Below are 13,033 nucleotides of genomic sequence, written 5' to 3' on the forward strand. Positions count from 1 at the left end.
CTACTCCTGGCCGTCCGCCGGCACGGCGTCCGCGGCGATCCGGAGGACCGTGTCCTTCGCGTCCTCGTAGCTGTCGGCGTCGATGCCCTCCTCGACCTGGGCGCGCGCGCCCTCGGGAAGGTCGTCGAGCGCCAGGTCGGTCGTGCGGTAGACGCTCGACAGGCCGGGCAGGCCGTCGATGCCGCGGTAGACGGCGACCTGGCCTTCGTGCTCGCCGACGTAGTACTGCTGCTGGCTCCACCAGTACGCCGACGCGAGCCCGATCCACACGAGCCCGAGCACGATCACTGCCGCCAGGAGCCGCCGCAGCCAGGTGAAGCGGCGCGGCGCGAGCGGGGCGTAGCGGTAGGTCTCGGGATCGACCGGAGGGTCGGCCTGGATGGCGTAGCCGACGCCCTCCGGGATCTCGGCGTCGACCGGCTCGAGCTCGCCGGTGTCGCCGGAGCGGTGGCCGCGGAAGAGGCCGCGCGGCGTCCGCCGCTTCAGCTCCGCGGCCGCACCGACGACCATCGGCTCGAGGTCGGAGTACGACGCGTCCGCGGCCGCCTGCTCCTCGGTGAGCACGTCGGCGACGACGCAGGTGACGTTGTCGGAGCTGCCGGCGTCGAGGCTGGCGCGGACCAGCTCGATCGCGGCGAACTCGGGCGACCCGCTGGAGAGGATGTCGGCCATCCGGGCGTCCTCGAGGACCCCCGACGCACCGTCGCTGCAGAGGAAGACCCGGTCGCCGGGCGCGAGCGCTATCGCGAACAGGTCGGGCTCGACCTCGTGGAGCCCGTCGAGTGCCTTGAGGATCAGGTTGCGGTGGGGGTGGACCCGCGCCTCCTCCTCGGTGATCCGGCCCTCGTCGATGAGGCTCTGCACGAAGGTGTGGTCGGTGGTGATCTGGGAGAGCTCGCCGGCCCGGTAGAGGTAGCCGCGGGAGTCCCCGATGTGGCCGATGGCGATCCGCTGGCCGTCGAAGAGCGCGACCGTCGCGGTCGTGCTCGTGCCGCTGAGGGCAGGGTCCTGGTCGACCTGGACCGCGATCGACTGGTGCGCCTCGTGCAGCCCGTCGGTCACTCGGGTGAGCAGGTCCGCGGAGCCGGGAGCCTCGTCGAGCTGGCGCAGCTCGTAGACCGCGGTGCTCGACGCGATGTCGCCGCGGGCCGCGCCGCCGACGCCGTCGCAGACCGCGAGGAGCCACGGACCGGCGTAGCCGGAGTCCTGGTTGTCCTTGCGGACCCGGCCGACGTCGGAGATGGCGTAGTAGGAGAGGCGCAGCTGCTCGGTCGTCGGCCCGGCGATGTCGTCGTCGTCGCCGACGGGGACGGCCGGCTGCTCGGGCGCGTCCACGGTCGGGCCTTCCGGCGGGCGCGGCTGGGACGCGGCGTCGGGCAGCGGCCGTGTCATCGTCAGGTCAGCCGGGGCATCGGGCGGGGGCGGCTGGTCGGCCGGCGGCGGCTCCGTGGGAGGGGCCGGCTGCCCAGAGCTGTCGGGATCGGGCGCGTCGGGCCCGTTCGGCTCGTCCGGGAGCGTCTGGTCTTCTGACGTCAAGTGACTACTTCCTCAGCTCGAGGATGGTCTTGCCGATGCGCACCTGCGCACCGAGCCCGATCGTGGTCGGTTGCGTGATGCGCTGGGTGCCGAGGTAGGTGCCGTTCGTGGAGCCGAGGTCCTCGACGTACCACTGGTCGCCGGAGGCGGCGATCCGCGCGTGCCGCGTGGAGACGTAGTCGTCGTCGAGCCGGATCGCGGCGTCGTTGCCGCGGCCGATGAGAATGGGGGCGTTCGCAAGGGCTGCGGTCACGCCGGTGTTCTGCCCCTGGATCACCGCGACATGCGTCGGCGAGCCGCGCCGCTTCGGTGGAGCCTTCTGCTTGGCCGGCTTCGGGGGCTTGGGCTGCGTGCCTCCGGCCGGCGACGGAACCCGGGCCCCGAACATGTCCGAGCGGATCACGGAGATCGCGGAGAGCACGAAGATCCACAGGATCGCGAGGTAGGCGATCCGGACCAGGAACAGCGTGAGCTCAGACATCGGTGACCTCTTCCTCGAGGAGCCGGACGACCAGGGAGGTGTGGCCGATCTGCACGCGGGACCCGTCGCCCAGCGCGGCGCGGCTCACCTTGCGCCCGTCGACGGTGATCCCGTTGGTGGAGCCCATGTCGTGGACCTCGATCTGCAGCGGCCCGGCGCCCGGGGCGGCAGACGGCGCAGGCTGCGCGGTGACGAGGAACTCGGCGTGGCGACGGCTGACGCCGGGGTCGTTGATCCGCAGGTCGGCCTCGCTGCCCCGCCCGACCACCAGGCCCGGGGGCTGCAGCGGGTGGCGGGTGCCGTTGACCTCGAGCACGGCGCGCGTCCGGTGGCGGGTGTTGTAGCGGGCGTGGCCGCTCACCGTCGCCTCCGCCTTGCCGAGCACCCGGAACCGGCCGGTGCCGAGGTCGTCGGCGGAGACGAACTGGATCCGGATCGGGCCCGGGAAGACGTAGGACTGCAGGTCGGCGTGCTCCTGCAGCTGGTCGGTCAGCTCGGCCGCGAGCGCGGAGTCGTACGGCGCCAGCCGATCCAGGTCAGAGCTCGACAGCTCCACGGTGAACGCGTTGGGCACCAGCCGCCGCTCGCGCGAGAGGATCTGCGCCTTGTTGTCGAGCTCCCGCTGGAGGGCGGCCGCGATCTCGACCGGCTGCACGGCGCTGCGGAACGTACGGGCGAAGACTCCCGAGATCGCCTGCTCGAGCTTCTGCTCGAACCGTTGCAATCCACCCACTGGGAGCCTCCTTCCCGTCTGCTCGCATGCTGCGTACCCGACGGTGCCGGGTTCGCTCGATCGTATCGGTGCCCACCGGTTTGGGACGCGAGGCGGCCCTGGGATAGCCTTGCCCGGCTGTTCAGACAGCGACGCGCGAGTGGCGGAATAGGCAGACGCGCACGGTTCAGGTCCGTGTGTCCGAAAGGACGTGGGGGTTCAACTCCCCCCTCGCGCACGTGTGACGAAGCCCCGGATCCTGGATCCGGGGCTTCGTCTGTTCAGGGGTCTGGTTGCGGTCGGCGGGGTCCTCGCGGTTCACGGGTGCAGTGCGGAGCCCTTCACCACCTTGTCGACGGCGTTCCGGGGACCGTGCACCGCGATGCCCACGAGTCGAGGTCGGTGCCGTGGACGGCCGCGACGACCGCGCGGTTCGCGGCGTCGTGGCCGGTGCGGAACATGTCGGAGGTGTAGACAGCGAGGGGCAGCCGGCGTCGTACGGCCCGCTCCCGGGCCGCGGCCAGGCTCTCCTTGCACCCCTCGAAGACGAGCACGGGCAGTCCCAGCAGGCGCAGGTACGTCGTCCCGTCCGCGTCGGCGTACGGCTCGCCGATGAGCTGGGGATGCTCCGCGGCGATGCCGCTGGCGAGGAACGCGGTGACGTTGAGTCGCTGCCAGGTCTCCAGGTCGTCGCGGACGACGATGGCGACCTTGGTGTCGAACGGCGGGGTCAGGATGTCGGGATCTGTCACCGGTCCAGAGTCGGCCGTCCGGCTGCGTCTCGTCTTGTACGTTCCTGACATGGAACCGGCCCCGCGGATCCGCGCGTGGCGGCCCGCCGTCCCGGGCGTCGCGGAGGTCCTCCACGCGCACTTCCCGCGCCACCAGTACCCGATGCACACCCACGACACCTGGACCCTGCTCGTCGTCGACGCGGGCGCGATCCGCTACGACCTCGAGCGCCACGAGCACGACGTACGACGCTCCCTGGTCACGGTGCTGCCGCCCGGCGTGGCCCACGACGGCCGGCACGCCACGCCCGCGGGCTTCCGCAAGCGGGTCCTCTACCTGGACGCCGGCCAGATCGACGTCGACCTCGTCGGCCGCGCGGTCGACCACCCCGGATGGGTGGACCCGCCGCTCCGGGCGGAGGTCGACCGGGTCCACCGGGCGGTGACGGCGCCGGGTGACGAGCTGGAGGCCGAGTCGCGGCTCGCGCTGGTGGTCGAGCGTCTCGCCCGGCACCTCGCACGCGAGGAGGTGGACCGGTCCGAGCCGCGGGCGCCGGCCCTCGTCCGTCGGCTGCGCGAGCTGCTCGACGCCCACGTCGTCGACGGGATCACCCTCGAGGAGGCGGCGCGGGTGCTCGACGCGCACCCGTCGCACCTGGTGCGCGCGTTCCGCCGCGAGACGGGCATCCCTCCCCACCGCTACCTCACCGGCCGTCGCCTCGACGCGGCCCGGCGTCGACTCCTCGCGGGAGAGCGGCCTGCCGACGTGGCGGTCGGCACCGGCTTCTACGACCAGGCGCACCTCACCCGGCACTTCCGGCGGCTGCTGGGCGTGACGCCCGCCGAGTACGCCGGGTCGGGGCGCTGACCCTGCCTCAAGCTGTGCCCGCAGCCGGTTCCGGTTGTCCCCGGCGCGCCCTACGTTGGTCCTGCCGGCCGGCGGGGTCGGCGACCGGACCAGGAGGACCACCGTGGGAGCGCTGCTCAACCCCTATCTCAGCTTCAAGGACACCGCCCGGACGGCGATGGAGTTCTACCAGGAGGTGTTCGGCGGCGAGCTCACCGTCAACACCTTCGGGGAGTACGGCGACCCCGACTCCCCGGCGTCGGAGCTGGTCATGCACAGCATGCTGACGACGCCGGACGGGTTCACCCTGATGGCCTCCGACACCCCCGAGGGCATGGCGTTCACCCCCGGGTCCCAGATCACCGTCAGCCTCGCCGGCGACGGCGACGACGTCGACACCGTCCGCGGCTACTGGGAGAAGCTCGCGGACGGCGCGACGGTGAACGTCCCGCTGGAGCAGCAGGTCTGGGGTGACGAGTTCGGTCAGCTCACCGACAAGTTCGGCATCGGCTGGATGGTCAACATCGGCGGCAGCGCAGCCTAGGCCTACGTCGAGGCGCCCCGGAGCACGAGCTCGACGTCGCCGAGCTCGATGTCGCCGTCGATGGTCAGCTCCGGCTGCTCGGCCTCGAACCAGTGGGCCGTGCCGGGCTGCCAGGGGAAGTACACCCACAGGCTGCGGGCCCAGACCTCGTCGCGCGGCAGCACGGCGAGGCCGCCGGTGGCCGTGCCGGTCGGAAGCCGCCGGATCGTGAACTCACCGGAGGAGCCGCGGGTCCGCGCCCGGGTCGGGTGCTCGGTGGTCGGGTTGGTGACCTGACCCTCCGGGTGGACGACCTCGTAGCCGATGTTGGTGATGACCGGCAGGTCAGTGCCCTCGTAGACGAACCGTCCGGTGACGGTGTGGCCGGTGTCGAGCGGCACGTCGTACGTCCGCGAGGCCCAGATCTTCACGTCCTCGTGGCAGACGGCGGTGTAGTTGTGCGGGAAGCCGTCGGCCGCGACCATCCACTCGCCGGGCACGAGGCCGCGGATGACGTAGCGGCCCTCGGCGTCGGCCTTCTCGATCTCGTGGAAGCCGCCGTGGCTCTCCGGCGCGTCGGCCGGGCAGAGGTCGCTCGTGGTCGCCTCGACCACCGCGTGCGGCGCGGTGCGCCCGCGCAGGGTGAGCAGCGGCTTGTCGAGCCGCAGCCGGCCGAGGTCGTAGTCCCGCAGGCTGCGGACCCGGAAGGTGCGCAGGCCGTAGCCGTCGCCGTCCTTGGCGGCCAGCGTGTAGGTCCCGCGCTTGAGACCGGGGTACGTCGCGACGCCGTCCTCGCGGAGCAGGTTGGGGTAGAGCACGTTGCCGCGGGAGTCCCGCAGCTCGCTGTCGACCCGGCCCTCGGTGCCGCGGAAGCGGACGGTCGCGGTGGCGCCGCGGGTCAGCGGCACGCTCGCCTCGACCCGGTCTTCGCCCTCGGCGACCGGCACCTCCTCGGCGTGGGGGATGAACGCCCCGCCCTGGCGCAGCACGCCGACCTGGTAGTCGCCGGGGGTCAGGCCGGTGAACTTGAAGCCACCCCGCCGGGTGGTGAACAGGCTGGCGATCAGGTCGCCGTCGGCGTGCGCGAGGAAGATCTCGGTACGCCGGGCGGGCTCGCCGGTCCGCCCGTCGACCGCCGTGCCGGCGAGCGTGGTGCCCGCGTCGAGCCGTCCGGTCACCCGGCCCGGGTGCTCGGCGTCGATGGTGACCGGCTCCGACTCCCACGGCACGGTGCCGAAGCCGCCGGCCCGCAGGTAGTAGGTGCCGGGCGCGAGGCCGTCGAGGGAGAACCGGCCCTGGCCGTCGGTCTGGCCGTCGAGGGTTTTGGTGTGGTTGAGCCGCATCACCTGGATGTTCTCGAAGCTGGCGCCGGTGAGGGTGCCCTCGATCTTCGCGGTCGGCTGGACCTCGATCGTGCCGACCTCGAGGTCGGCGGCGCTCGCGTCGTAGAGGTCGGTGTGCTGCAGCCAGCTGTCGTGCTGGCCGTCGGGGCCGACGTACCGGATCAGGTGTCCGGCCTCGGTCAGCGGGGTGCAGGTGGCGGTGCGCTCCTCGTCGTGGTCGCAGACCTGGACGAGGAACCCCTTGCCGTGCTGGCGCACCCGGAACTGGCCGTCGGCGTCGGTGACAGCCCACCGGTCGGTGGTGTCGTCGATCATGCCGAACTCGGGGATCTCGCGGGGCGGCAGCACGTTGACGAGGGCGCCCTCGACGGGCGCGCCGGTCCGGTCGACGACCACGCCGGTCACCCAGCCGAGGTCTGCTCGGTCGGGCTCGGCAGCGGTGGCGGTCGCGGAGAACGCGGTCAGGGGCAGCGTGGTGGCCGCCAGGCCGGCGGCGAGGACCGCGGCGGCGGTGGGGGAGATGCGGGGGGTGGGCACAGTGGTTCCTTCCAGAGGGTTGCGGCAGGAGGACGCCACCGGTCGCCGAATGGTTGCAACGGCTCATCCCGGAGGATGGGGACATGACCGACGACGAGCAGCCGACCCACGCGCCGATGCCGGGCGCGGAGGCACTGGCCGAGCCCCTGCGTTCGCGCTGGAGCCCCAGCGTGTTCGACGCCGAGCACCGGCTGCCGACCGCCGACATCGTGACGTTGCTCCACGCCGCGCAGTGGGCGCCGAGCAACGGCAACCTGCAGCCGTGGCGGTTCGTCGTGTGCGAGCGGGGCGACCGCGCGCACCAGCTCCTGGTGCCGCACCTGAGCCGCGGCAACTCCGGATGGGTCCCGCGAGCGTCGCTCGTCCTCCTCGCCGCCACCCAGGTCGCCGACGCGCCGGACCGGCGGGAGGACGAGAAGCCGGTCGACGCCGCGACCAACCTCTACTGCCTCGGCCAGGCAACCGCCCACCTCACCCTCCAGGCCCAGGCGATGGGGCTCTGGGCCCACCAGTTCGCCGGCGTCGACAAGGACGCCGTGGCGGACGAGCTCGGGCTGCCGCCGTACTGGCGGATCGTCGCGGGCATCGCCGTCGGCGTCCGCGGCAACCCGGCAGAGGTCCCCGAGCGGGACCGGCTGCGCGAGCACAAGGTGCGGGTCCGCCGGGACCTCACCGAGATCGCGTACGGCGACTCATGGGGCCGTCCGTGGTCCCGTCTCACGGACGAGGCCTGAGGGTCGTCCGGGGCCCGGCCTGCCACACTGGGCCTCATGCCGACGCTTCACGACTTCAAGGCCACGAGCATCGAGGGCGACGAGATCGACCTGGCGTCGTACGCCGGCTCGGTCGTCCTCGTCGTGAACACCGCGTCGGAGTGCGGCTTCACACCCCAGTACGCCGGCCTCCAGCGCCTCCACGACAGCTACGCCGACCAGGGCTTCGCCGTGCTCGGCTTCCCCTGCGACCAGTTCGGCAACCAGGAGCCGGGGGCCGACGAGGAGATCGCCGCCTTCTGCGAGCAGCGGTTCGGCGTCACCTTCCCGCTGTTCAGCAAGGTCGAGGTCAACGGCGACGACGCCCACCCGCTGTTCCGGTGGCTCAAGGAGGAGAAGGGCGGGCTCCTCGGCGGCGCGATCAAGTGGAACTTCACCAAGTTCCTGGTCGGCCGCGACGGCCTGGTGATCGGCCGCTACGGGTCGACGACCAAGCCGGGCAAGATCCGCCCGGACATCGAGCAGGCCCTCGCCGGCTGAGCCGGGTCAGCGGCCGGCGGGAGCGAGCTCCTTGTCGAGGTCGTCGTCGAGGTCGTCCTGGCTCACCGTCGCGCCCGGGATCGAGTCCCGCTCCAGCGACGTGCCCTCCACGTCGACGTTCGGCAGGATTCGGTCCAGCCACCTCGGCAGCCACCAGGCCTTCTCACCGAGCAGGTAGAGCAGCGCCGGGATCAGCGCCATCCGGACGATGAACGCGTCGAAGATGATCGACGCCGCGAGCGCGAAGCCCATCGACTTCACGACCGCGTCGTCCTCGAGCATGAAGCCCGCGAAGACGGCGGTCATGATCGTGGCGGCCGCGACGACGACCCGGGCGCTGTTGCGGAACCCGTCGACGACGGCCTCGCGGGTGGAGAGCCCGTGCACGTGGGCCTCCCGCATCCGGGTCACGAGGAACACCTGGTAGTCCATCGCCAGGCCGAACACCATGCCGATCAGGAAGATCGGCATGAAGCTGACGATCGGCTGGCCCTCGAAGATCCCAAGCGCCCCCTCCTGGAAGACCGCGACGGTCACGCCGAGCGTGGCGAGCACCGAGAGCAGGAAGCCCAGGGTGGCGGTGAGCGGCACCAGGATCGAGCGGAACACCAGCACCAGCAGGAGGAACGCCAGCCCGACGACCACGGTCAGGTAGATCGGCAGGGCGCTGGTGAGCCGGTCCGACACGTCGGTCGTGATCGCGGTCAGTCCGGTGACGCCGGTCGTCGTGCCGGTCTCGTCCTCGATGTCGGACTGGCCGTCGCGCAGGGACTCCAGCAGGTCGAGCGTGGCCGGGTCGTCGGGACCGGACTCCGGCGTCACCTGGATCATCGCGCCGGTGCCGACGCCCTGCGGGGCGCCGTCCGCACCGAGCGGCGCGTTGGTCGCGACCAGGCTGGCGTCCGCCACGTCGTCCTGGCCGGCGGCCCAGGCTGCGACCTCCTCGAAGGCCGACTGTCGCTCCGCGTCGTCGGCGATGTCGCGGCCGTCGACCACGACCAGCAGCGGGCCCTCGCGACCCGGGCCGAACGCCTCGGAGACCAGGTCGGACGCCTGGCGACGGGTGCTGTCGGTGGGAGCCGTGCTGTCGGTCGGGAACGCCAGGTACATCTGGCCGATCGGGATCGCCAGCGCACCGAGGCCGATCACCACGATGGCCACGACCGCGACCGGCGCGCGACCGACCAGGCGGCCCCAGCGGACGCCGTTGTTGAGCACGAGGCCCTGCTCGTCGCGGTTGATCCGCTCCTTGCGGATCCGGCCGCGGAACGTCCACGACTTCAGCAGGCCGAGGATCGCGGGCAGCAGGGTGAGCGCGACCAGCACCGCGATCAGCACGGTGGCCGCAGCGGCCAGGCCCATCGCGGTCAGGAACGGGATCCGCACGACGGCGAGCGCCGACAGGGCGATGAGCACGGTCAGTCCGGCGAACACGACCGCCGAGCCCGCCGTACCGACCGCGATGCCGGTGGCGTGCTGCCGGTCGTCGGTGTGGTGCAGCTCGGTCCGGTAGCGGGCCAGGATGAAGAGCGTGTAGTCGATGCCGACCGCGAGGCCGATCATCGTGGCGAGCATCGGGGTGCTCGTGCCGATGTCGGTGACGGCGGTCATCGCGGTGATGCCGGTCATGCCGAGACCCACGCCGAAGATCGCGGTCACGATCGGCATGCCGGCGGCGATCGCCGAGCCGAACGTCAGGAGGAGTACGACGAGCGCGATGCCGATGCCGATCAGCTCGGCCGCGCCGCCCGGCGGCGACATCGCCCGCATGCCGGGGCCGTTGGCCTCGACCACGAAGCCGTCGGTCGAGTGCTCCTCGAAGAGCTCCTCGGCGGCCTCGATGGTCTCGGGCTCCAGGTCGGAGACGGTGTCGACGTCCCACTCGAACGTGAGCAGGCCGACCCGGCCGTCCTCCGACAGCGGGCTGAACGCCGGCGGGGCGTTGGCCGCCGCGACGTTCGGGTCGACCAGCCCGGGGTTGTCCGCCGGGTCGTCGCTCATCTGCGGCAGGTCCGGCACGGCCGCGATGAGGTCGGCGATCGCGTCGGCGTACGGCTTCTCGGCGAGGGTGTGTCCCTCGGGGGCGGCGACGACGACGTTGACGGTCGCGTCGTCGAACGCGTCGCCGGCCTCCGGGAAGAGCTCCTGCTGAAGGTCCGCGGCCTCCTCCGACGGGATGCCGGGGATGGTGAACTCGTCCGACATCGGCTTGGAGAAGGCCCCGGCGACGCCGACGAGCGCGATCGCCAGGAGCAACCAGCCGGCGACGAAGAGCGGCCACCGCCGGAAGGCGGTCGTGCCGAGACGGTAGAGCAAGCGGGCCATGGGATCTCCTGGGTCCTGGTGGGAGGTGCCGGGTCGCGGCGTCAGCTGTTGAGGACGGCGCGCGCGTCGGAGACGGCGGCGTCGACCAGCTCGGGGAGCGGGCGGGCGAGGTCGGCGTCGGAGCGGTCGAGCACCGAGTCGACGATGGTGATGAGCAGCTGGACGAGCAGCCGCGCCCGGTAGGCGTCGTAGTCCTCGCCCTCGCGCTCGAGGATCATGTCCCGCGCCTGGTCGGTGATCGTCTCGAAGCGCTCGTGGGCGATCGCGAGGACCCGGGCGTCCTTGCGCATCACGTCGCGGCGCAGGTGCACCAGCTCGAGGTCGGCACCCTTCTCCTCGAGCGCCTCGACGGCGATGTGGACGAGGTCGTCGAAGAGCCGGCCGGTGGGACCGCCGGCGACGAAGACCTCGACCGTGGTCTCGGGGATCTCGTGCTCGGGGCCGAGCACGACGTCGGCCTTGCTGTCGAAGTAGTTGAAGACCGTGCGGCGCGACACGTCCGCCGCAGCGGCGAGGTCGTCCATCGTCCAGCCGTCGAAGCCCTTGTCACGGGTGAGCCCGAGCGCGCACCGCTCGAGGCGCCGGGTGGTCTCCGCCCGTCGCGCCTCCCACTTCGTGGCTGCCTCGGTCACGAGAGGAATCTTTGCACTCAAATCGTTAGGAGTGCAAAACTGTGACGGCTGTCACGCAGCCGCCGTCAGGAGGTGGCGGGACTGACCAGGCCGTGGTCGTAGGCGTAGACGATCGCCGCGGGCCGGTCGCGCAGGTGCAGCTTCGTGAAGATCCGGCCGATGTGGCTCTTGACGGTCAGCTCGGAGATCACCAGCTCGGCCGCGATCTCGCCGTTGCTGCGCCCGATCGCGATGGCCCGCAGCACCTCGAGCTCACGCGGGGTGAGCACGTCGGCGACCGCCTGGCCGTTCGCCGGGGAGGCGGGGGCGCTGGAGCGGTAGCTCCGCAGTACCCGGCCGGTCACCGCAGGGTCCAGCCAGGAGTCGCCGGCAGCGACCGCCCGCACCCCGCGGATCAGGTCGTCGGCCGAGGAGTCCTTGAGCAGGAAGCCGGCAGCTCCGGCACGCAGGGCGCCGGAGAGCATCTCGTCGTCGTCGAAGGTCGTCAGCACGAGCACCGGCGGTGCGTCGGGGTCCTCGGCGAGCCGCCGGGTGGCGGTGATCCCGTCGACGTGGCGCATGCGCAGGTCCATGAGGACGACGTCGACGCCGCCGTCGGTCGCCAGCTCGGCGAGGGTGTCCGGCACCTCCGCACCGTCGGAGCACTCCGCCACGATCTCGAAACCGTCGCGGCGTCGGAGGATCCGCCGGAGGCCCGACCGGACCAGCTCCTGGTCGTCGACGAGCAGCACCCGGACCGGTACCGCCGCGGTCACGACGCCGCCCCGGACGCTGCCGCGCCGGGCAGCCGGCCGAGCCCGGGGATCGTGTGGCCGCACGGCAGCTCCAGGCCGCGCTGCCCGAGGTGTACGTCGACCAGCCAGTCGTCCCCGTCCGGGCCCGCCGTGAGCGCCGCTCCCAGCTGGGCCGCCCGGGCGTGCATCCCGGCCAGGCCGGAGCCGGGACCGTCGGCCCGCCGGGGGCGCGCCCCGTCGAGCTGGTTCCGGATGACGAGCCGGGCGCTCCCGCGCGAGACGGACAACGACACGTGGGCAGTGCTGCCGGGGGCGTGCTTGGCGACGTTCGCCAGCGACTCCTGGGCGATCCGGTACAGGCCGAGGCCCGTGGCATCGGGCAGCTGGGCGAGGTCACCGCGCTCGGCGTACTCCACGTGGAGGCCGGCCTGGTCGACCTCCCGCACCAGCGCGGCGATGTCGGCCGCGCCGGGGAGCGCCTGCCGGGTCCCCGCTCCGTCGGCCATCGCGCTCACGGTGCGGCGGATGTCGGTCATCGCCCGCCGGCCGACCTGCTCGGCGTCCGCGAGCGCGGCGTCCGCCTCGTCGACCGCGTCGTCGGCCGACACCGCGCCGGTCGCGACGTCGCGCAGGGCGTGCCGGGCGCCGGTGATGTGGAGCAGGGTGACGCTCAGCGAGTGCGCCACCAGGTCGTGGATCTCCCGCGCGATCCGCTCCCGCTCGGCCGTCGTCGCCTGCTGCCAGGCGGACTCGCGCGCCTCACGCTCGGCCAGCAGGGCGCGCATCTGCCAGAGCAGCATCGCACCGACGACGAAGCCGACCTCCAGCAGGATGGCGTGGACGGGGATGCCCACGACGCCCGGCCCGAAGAGGGCCGCGGCACCGAGGATGCCGTAGGCGATGCCCCCGACCGCGAACCCCGGTCGCAGCCCGTCGCGGGCCGTGACGTCCGCGACGACGAACGCCAGCAGACCCGGAGCGGCGTCGATCGGCGCGTGCTCGAGGCTGGGCGCCACCGAGAGCAACCAGCCCGCCGCGACGAGAGCGGGCAGGGCGTCGAGCCACCACGGCAGCCACTTGCCGAACCCCAGCTGGACGACCGGCGCCAGCAGGACGAGGGGGATGGTGAGCAGGAGCGGGTCAGGTGTCCACAGGGCGTCCCTGAGCCCGAGCGCCAGCCCGACGCAGGCCAGCTGGCCGCCGAAACCGATCATCGGCACCCACCAGGGATAGAGGATCCCGCGGGCAGCGCACTGCTCCTCGATGCGCGCATGGAACCTGCGCAGGATCGTCCAGCTCACACCAGCCAGCGTAGGCACCCCCGCGGGTGTGCGCATCCGACCGCAGAGGGCTAGTCCGCCTAGTACCAGGGTCGCAGT

13 protein-coding genes and 1 tRNA gene are annotated in these 13,033 nt (G+C 72.4%); 5 read left to right on the forward strand and 9 right to left on the reverse strand.

Features of this window, described 5'->3' with window-relative positions; genetic code table 11:
* Genes F0U47_RS12650 through F0U47_RS12660 form a run of 3 tightly spaced genes read right to left on the reverse strand, consistent with a single transcriptional unit; the run spans position 1 to position 2,750 of the window.
* Entirely contained in the window at positions 1-1,536 is a 1,536-nt protein-coding gene (locus F0U47_RS12650) for a PP2C family protein-serine/threonine phosphatase (protein ID WP_246159593.1), read from the reverse strand.
* 4 nt (positions 1,537-1,540) lie between these two features.
* Complete coding sequence (locus F0U47_RS12655) at positions 1,541-2,017, reverse strand: FHA domain-containing protein FhaB/FipA (RefSeq protein ID WP_149750835.1); 477 nt, start codon at positions 2,015-2,017, stop codon at positions 1,541-1,543.
* Positions 2,010-2,750, reverse strand: a complete 741-nt coding sequence (locus F0U47_RS12660) for an FHA domain-containing protein (RefSeq protein ID WP_149750836.1) — start codon at positions 2,748-2,750, stop codon at positions 2,010-2,012. The genes F0U47_RS12655 and F0U47_RS12660 overlap by 8 nt, the downstream gene beginning before the upstream one ends.
* Positions 2,751-2,883: 133 nt before the next feature.
* Here F0U47_RS12660 and F0U47_RS12665 point away from each other — a divergent pair.
* A tRNA-Leu gene (locus F0U47_RS12665) sits at positions 2,884-2,967 on the forward strand.
* Positions 2,968-3,070: 103 nt separating this feature from the next.
* Here the strand turns inward: F0U47_RS12665 and F0U47_RS12670 are convergent.
* On the reverse strand, positions 3,071-3,481 hold the full coding sequence (locus F0U47_RS12670; RefSeq protein WP_246159594.1) for a DUF2000 family protein: 411 nt from the start codon (positions 3,479-3,481) through the stop codon (positions 3,071-3,073).
* Between the two features lie 49 nt (positions 3,482-3,530).
* Here F0U47_RS12670 and F0U47_RS12675 point away from each other — a divergent pair, with 49 nt between their 5' ends.
* Both F0U47_RS12675 and F0U47_RS12680 read left to right on the forward strand, forming a co-directional pair.
* On the forward strand, positions 3,531-4,328 hold the full coding sequence (locus tag F0U47_RS12675; protein WP_149750837.1) for a helix-turn-helix transcriptional regulator: 798 nt from the start codon (positions 3,531-3,533) through the stop codon (positions 4,326-4,328).
* A gap of 103 nt (positions 4,329-4,431) precedes the next feature.
* A complete protein-coding gene (locus F0U47_RS12680) occupies positions 4,432-4,851 on the forward strand; it encodes a VOC family protein (protein ID WP_149750838.1) in 420 nt (139 codons plus the stop codon).
* 2 nt (positions 4,852-4,853) lie between these two features.
* Here the strand turns inward: F0U47_RS12680 and F0U47_RS12685 are convergent, their stop codons facing one another.
* Positions 4,854-6,710, reverse strand: coding sequence for a carboxypeptidase-like regulatory domain-containing protein (locus F0U47_RS12685; protein WP_149750839.1), 1,857 nt, complete (start codon positions 6,708-6,710; stop codon positions 4,854-4,856).
* Positions 6,711-6,793: 83 nt separating this feature from the next.
* Here F0U47_RS12685 and F0U47_RS12690 point away from each other — a divergent pair, with 83 nt between their 5' ends.
* Together F0U47_RS12690 and F0U47_RS12695 are read left to right on the forward strand one after the other, a co-directional pair.
* The gene (locus F0U47_RS12690; protein WP_149750840.1) at positions 6,794-7,444 is read left to right on the forward strand and encodes a nitroreductase family protein; all 651 of its coding nucleotides are present in this window, start codon (positions 6,794-6,796) and stop codon (positions 7,442-7,444) included.
* Positions 7,445-7,480: 36 nt separating this feature from the next.
* Positions 7,481-7,963 (forward strand): glutathione peroxidase, encoded by a 483-nt coding sequence (locus F0U47_RS12695; protein ID WP_149750841.1) that lies wholly within the window; start codon positions 7,481-7,483, stop codon positions 7,961-7,963.
* Positions 7,964-7,969: 6 nt separating this feature from the next.
* Here F0U47_RS12695 and F0U47_RS12700 read toward each other — a convergent pair whose 3' ends face one another.
* The 4 genes from F0U47_RS12700 to F0U47_RS12715 all read right to left on the reverse strand — a co-directional run bounded on the left by F0U47_RS12700 (position 7,970) and on the right by F0U47_RS12715 (position 12,955).
* Positions 7,970-10,288, reverse strand: a complete 2,319-nt coding sequence (locus F0U47_RS12700) for an MMPL family transporter (protein WP_149750842.1) — start codon at positions 10,286-10,288, stop codon at positions 7,970-7,972.
* Between the two features lie 41 nt (positions 10,289-10,329).
* Positions 10,330-10,920, reverse strand: a complete 591-nt coding sequence (locus tag F0U47_RS12705) for a TetR/AcrR family transcriptional regulator (protein ID WP_246159595.1) — start codon at positions 10,918-10,920, stop codon at positions 10,330-10,332.
* Positions 10,921-10,985: 65 nt separating this feature from the next.
* On the reverse strand, positions 10,986-11,675 hold the full coding sequence (locus F0U47_RS12710) for a response regulator transcription factor (RefSeq protein ID WP_149750843.1): 690 nt from the start codon (positions 11,673-11,675) through the stop codon (positions 10,986-10,988).
* Positions 11,672-12,955 (reverse strand): sensor histidine kinase, encoded by a 1,284-nt coding sequence (locus tag F0U47_RS12715; RefSeq protein WP_149750844.1) that lies wholly within the window; start codon positions 12,953-12,955, stop codon positions 11,672-11,674. The genes F0U47_RS12710 and F0U47_RS12715 overlap by 4 nt, the downstream gene beginning before the upstream one ends.
* Between the last annotated feature and the right edge of the window lie 78 nt (positions 12,956-13,033).

Origin of the sequence: Nocardioides antri (assembly GCF_008373765.1) — a bacterium.
Classification (GTDB): Bacteria; Actinomycetota; Actinomycetes; order Propionibacteriales; family Nocardioidaceae; genus Nocardioides; species Nocardioides antri.

Excerpts from the sequence above, each read along its gene's own strand:
- F0U47_RS12700 (WP_149750842.1), bottom strand. The coding sequence starts at position 10,288 with ATGGCCCGCTTGCTCTACCGTCTCGGCACGACCGCCTTCCGGCGGTGG.
- F0U47_RS12690 (WP_149750840.1), top strand. The coding sequence starts at position 6,794 with ATGACCGACGACGAGCAGCCGACCCACGCGCCGATGCCGGGCGCGGAG.
- F0U47_RS12655 (WP_149750835.1), bottom strand. The coding sequence starts at position 2,017 with ATGTCTGAGCTCACGCTGTTCCTGGTCCGGATCGCCTACCTCGCGATC.
- F0U47_RS12675 (WP_149750837.1), top strand. The coding sequence starts at position 3,531 with ATGGAACCGGCCCCGCGGATCCGCGCGTGGCGGCCCGCCGTCCCGGGC.
- F0U47_RS12695 (WP_149750841.1), top strand. The coding sequence starts at position 7,481 with ATGCCGACGCTTCACGACTTCAAGGCCACGAGCATCGAGGGCGACGAG.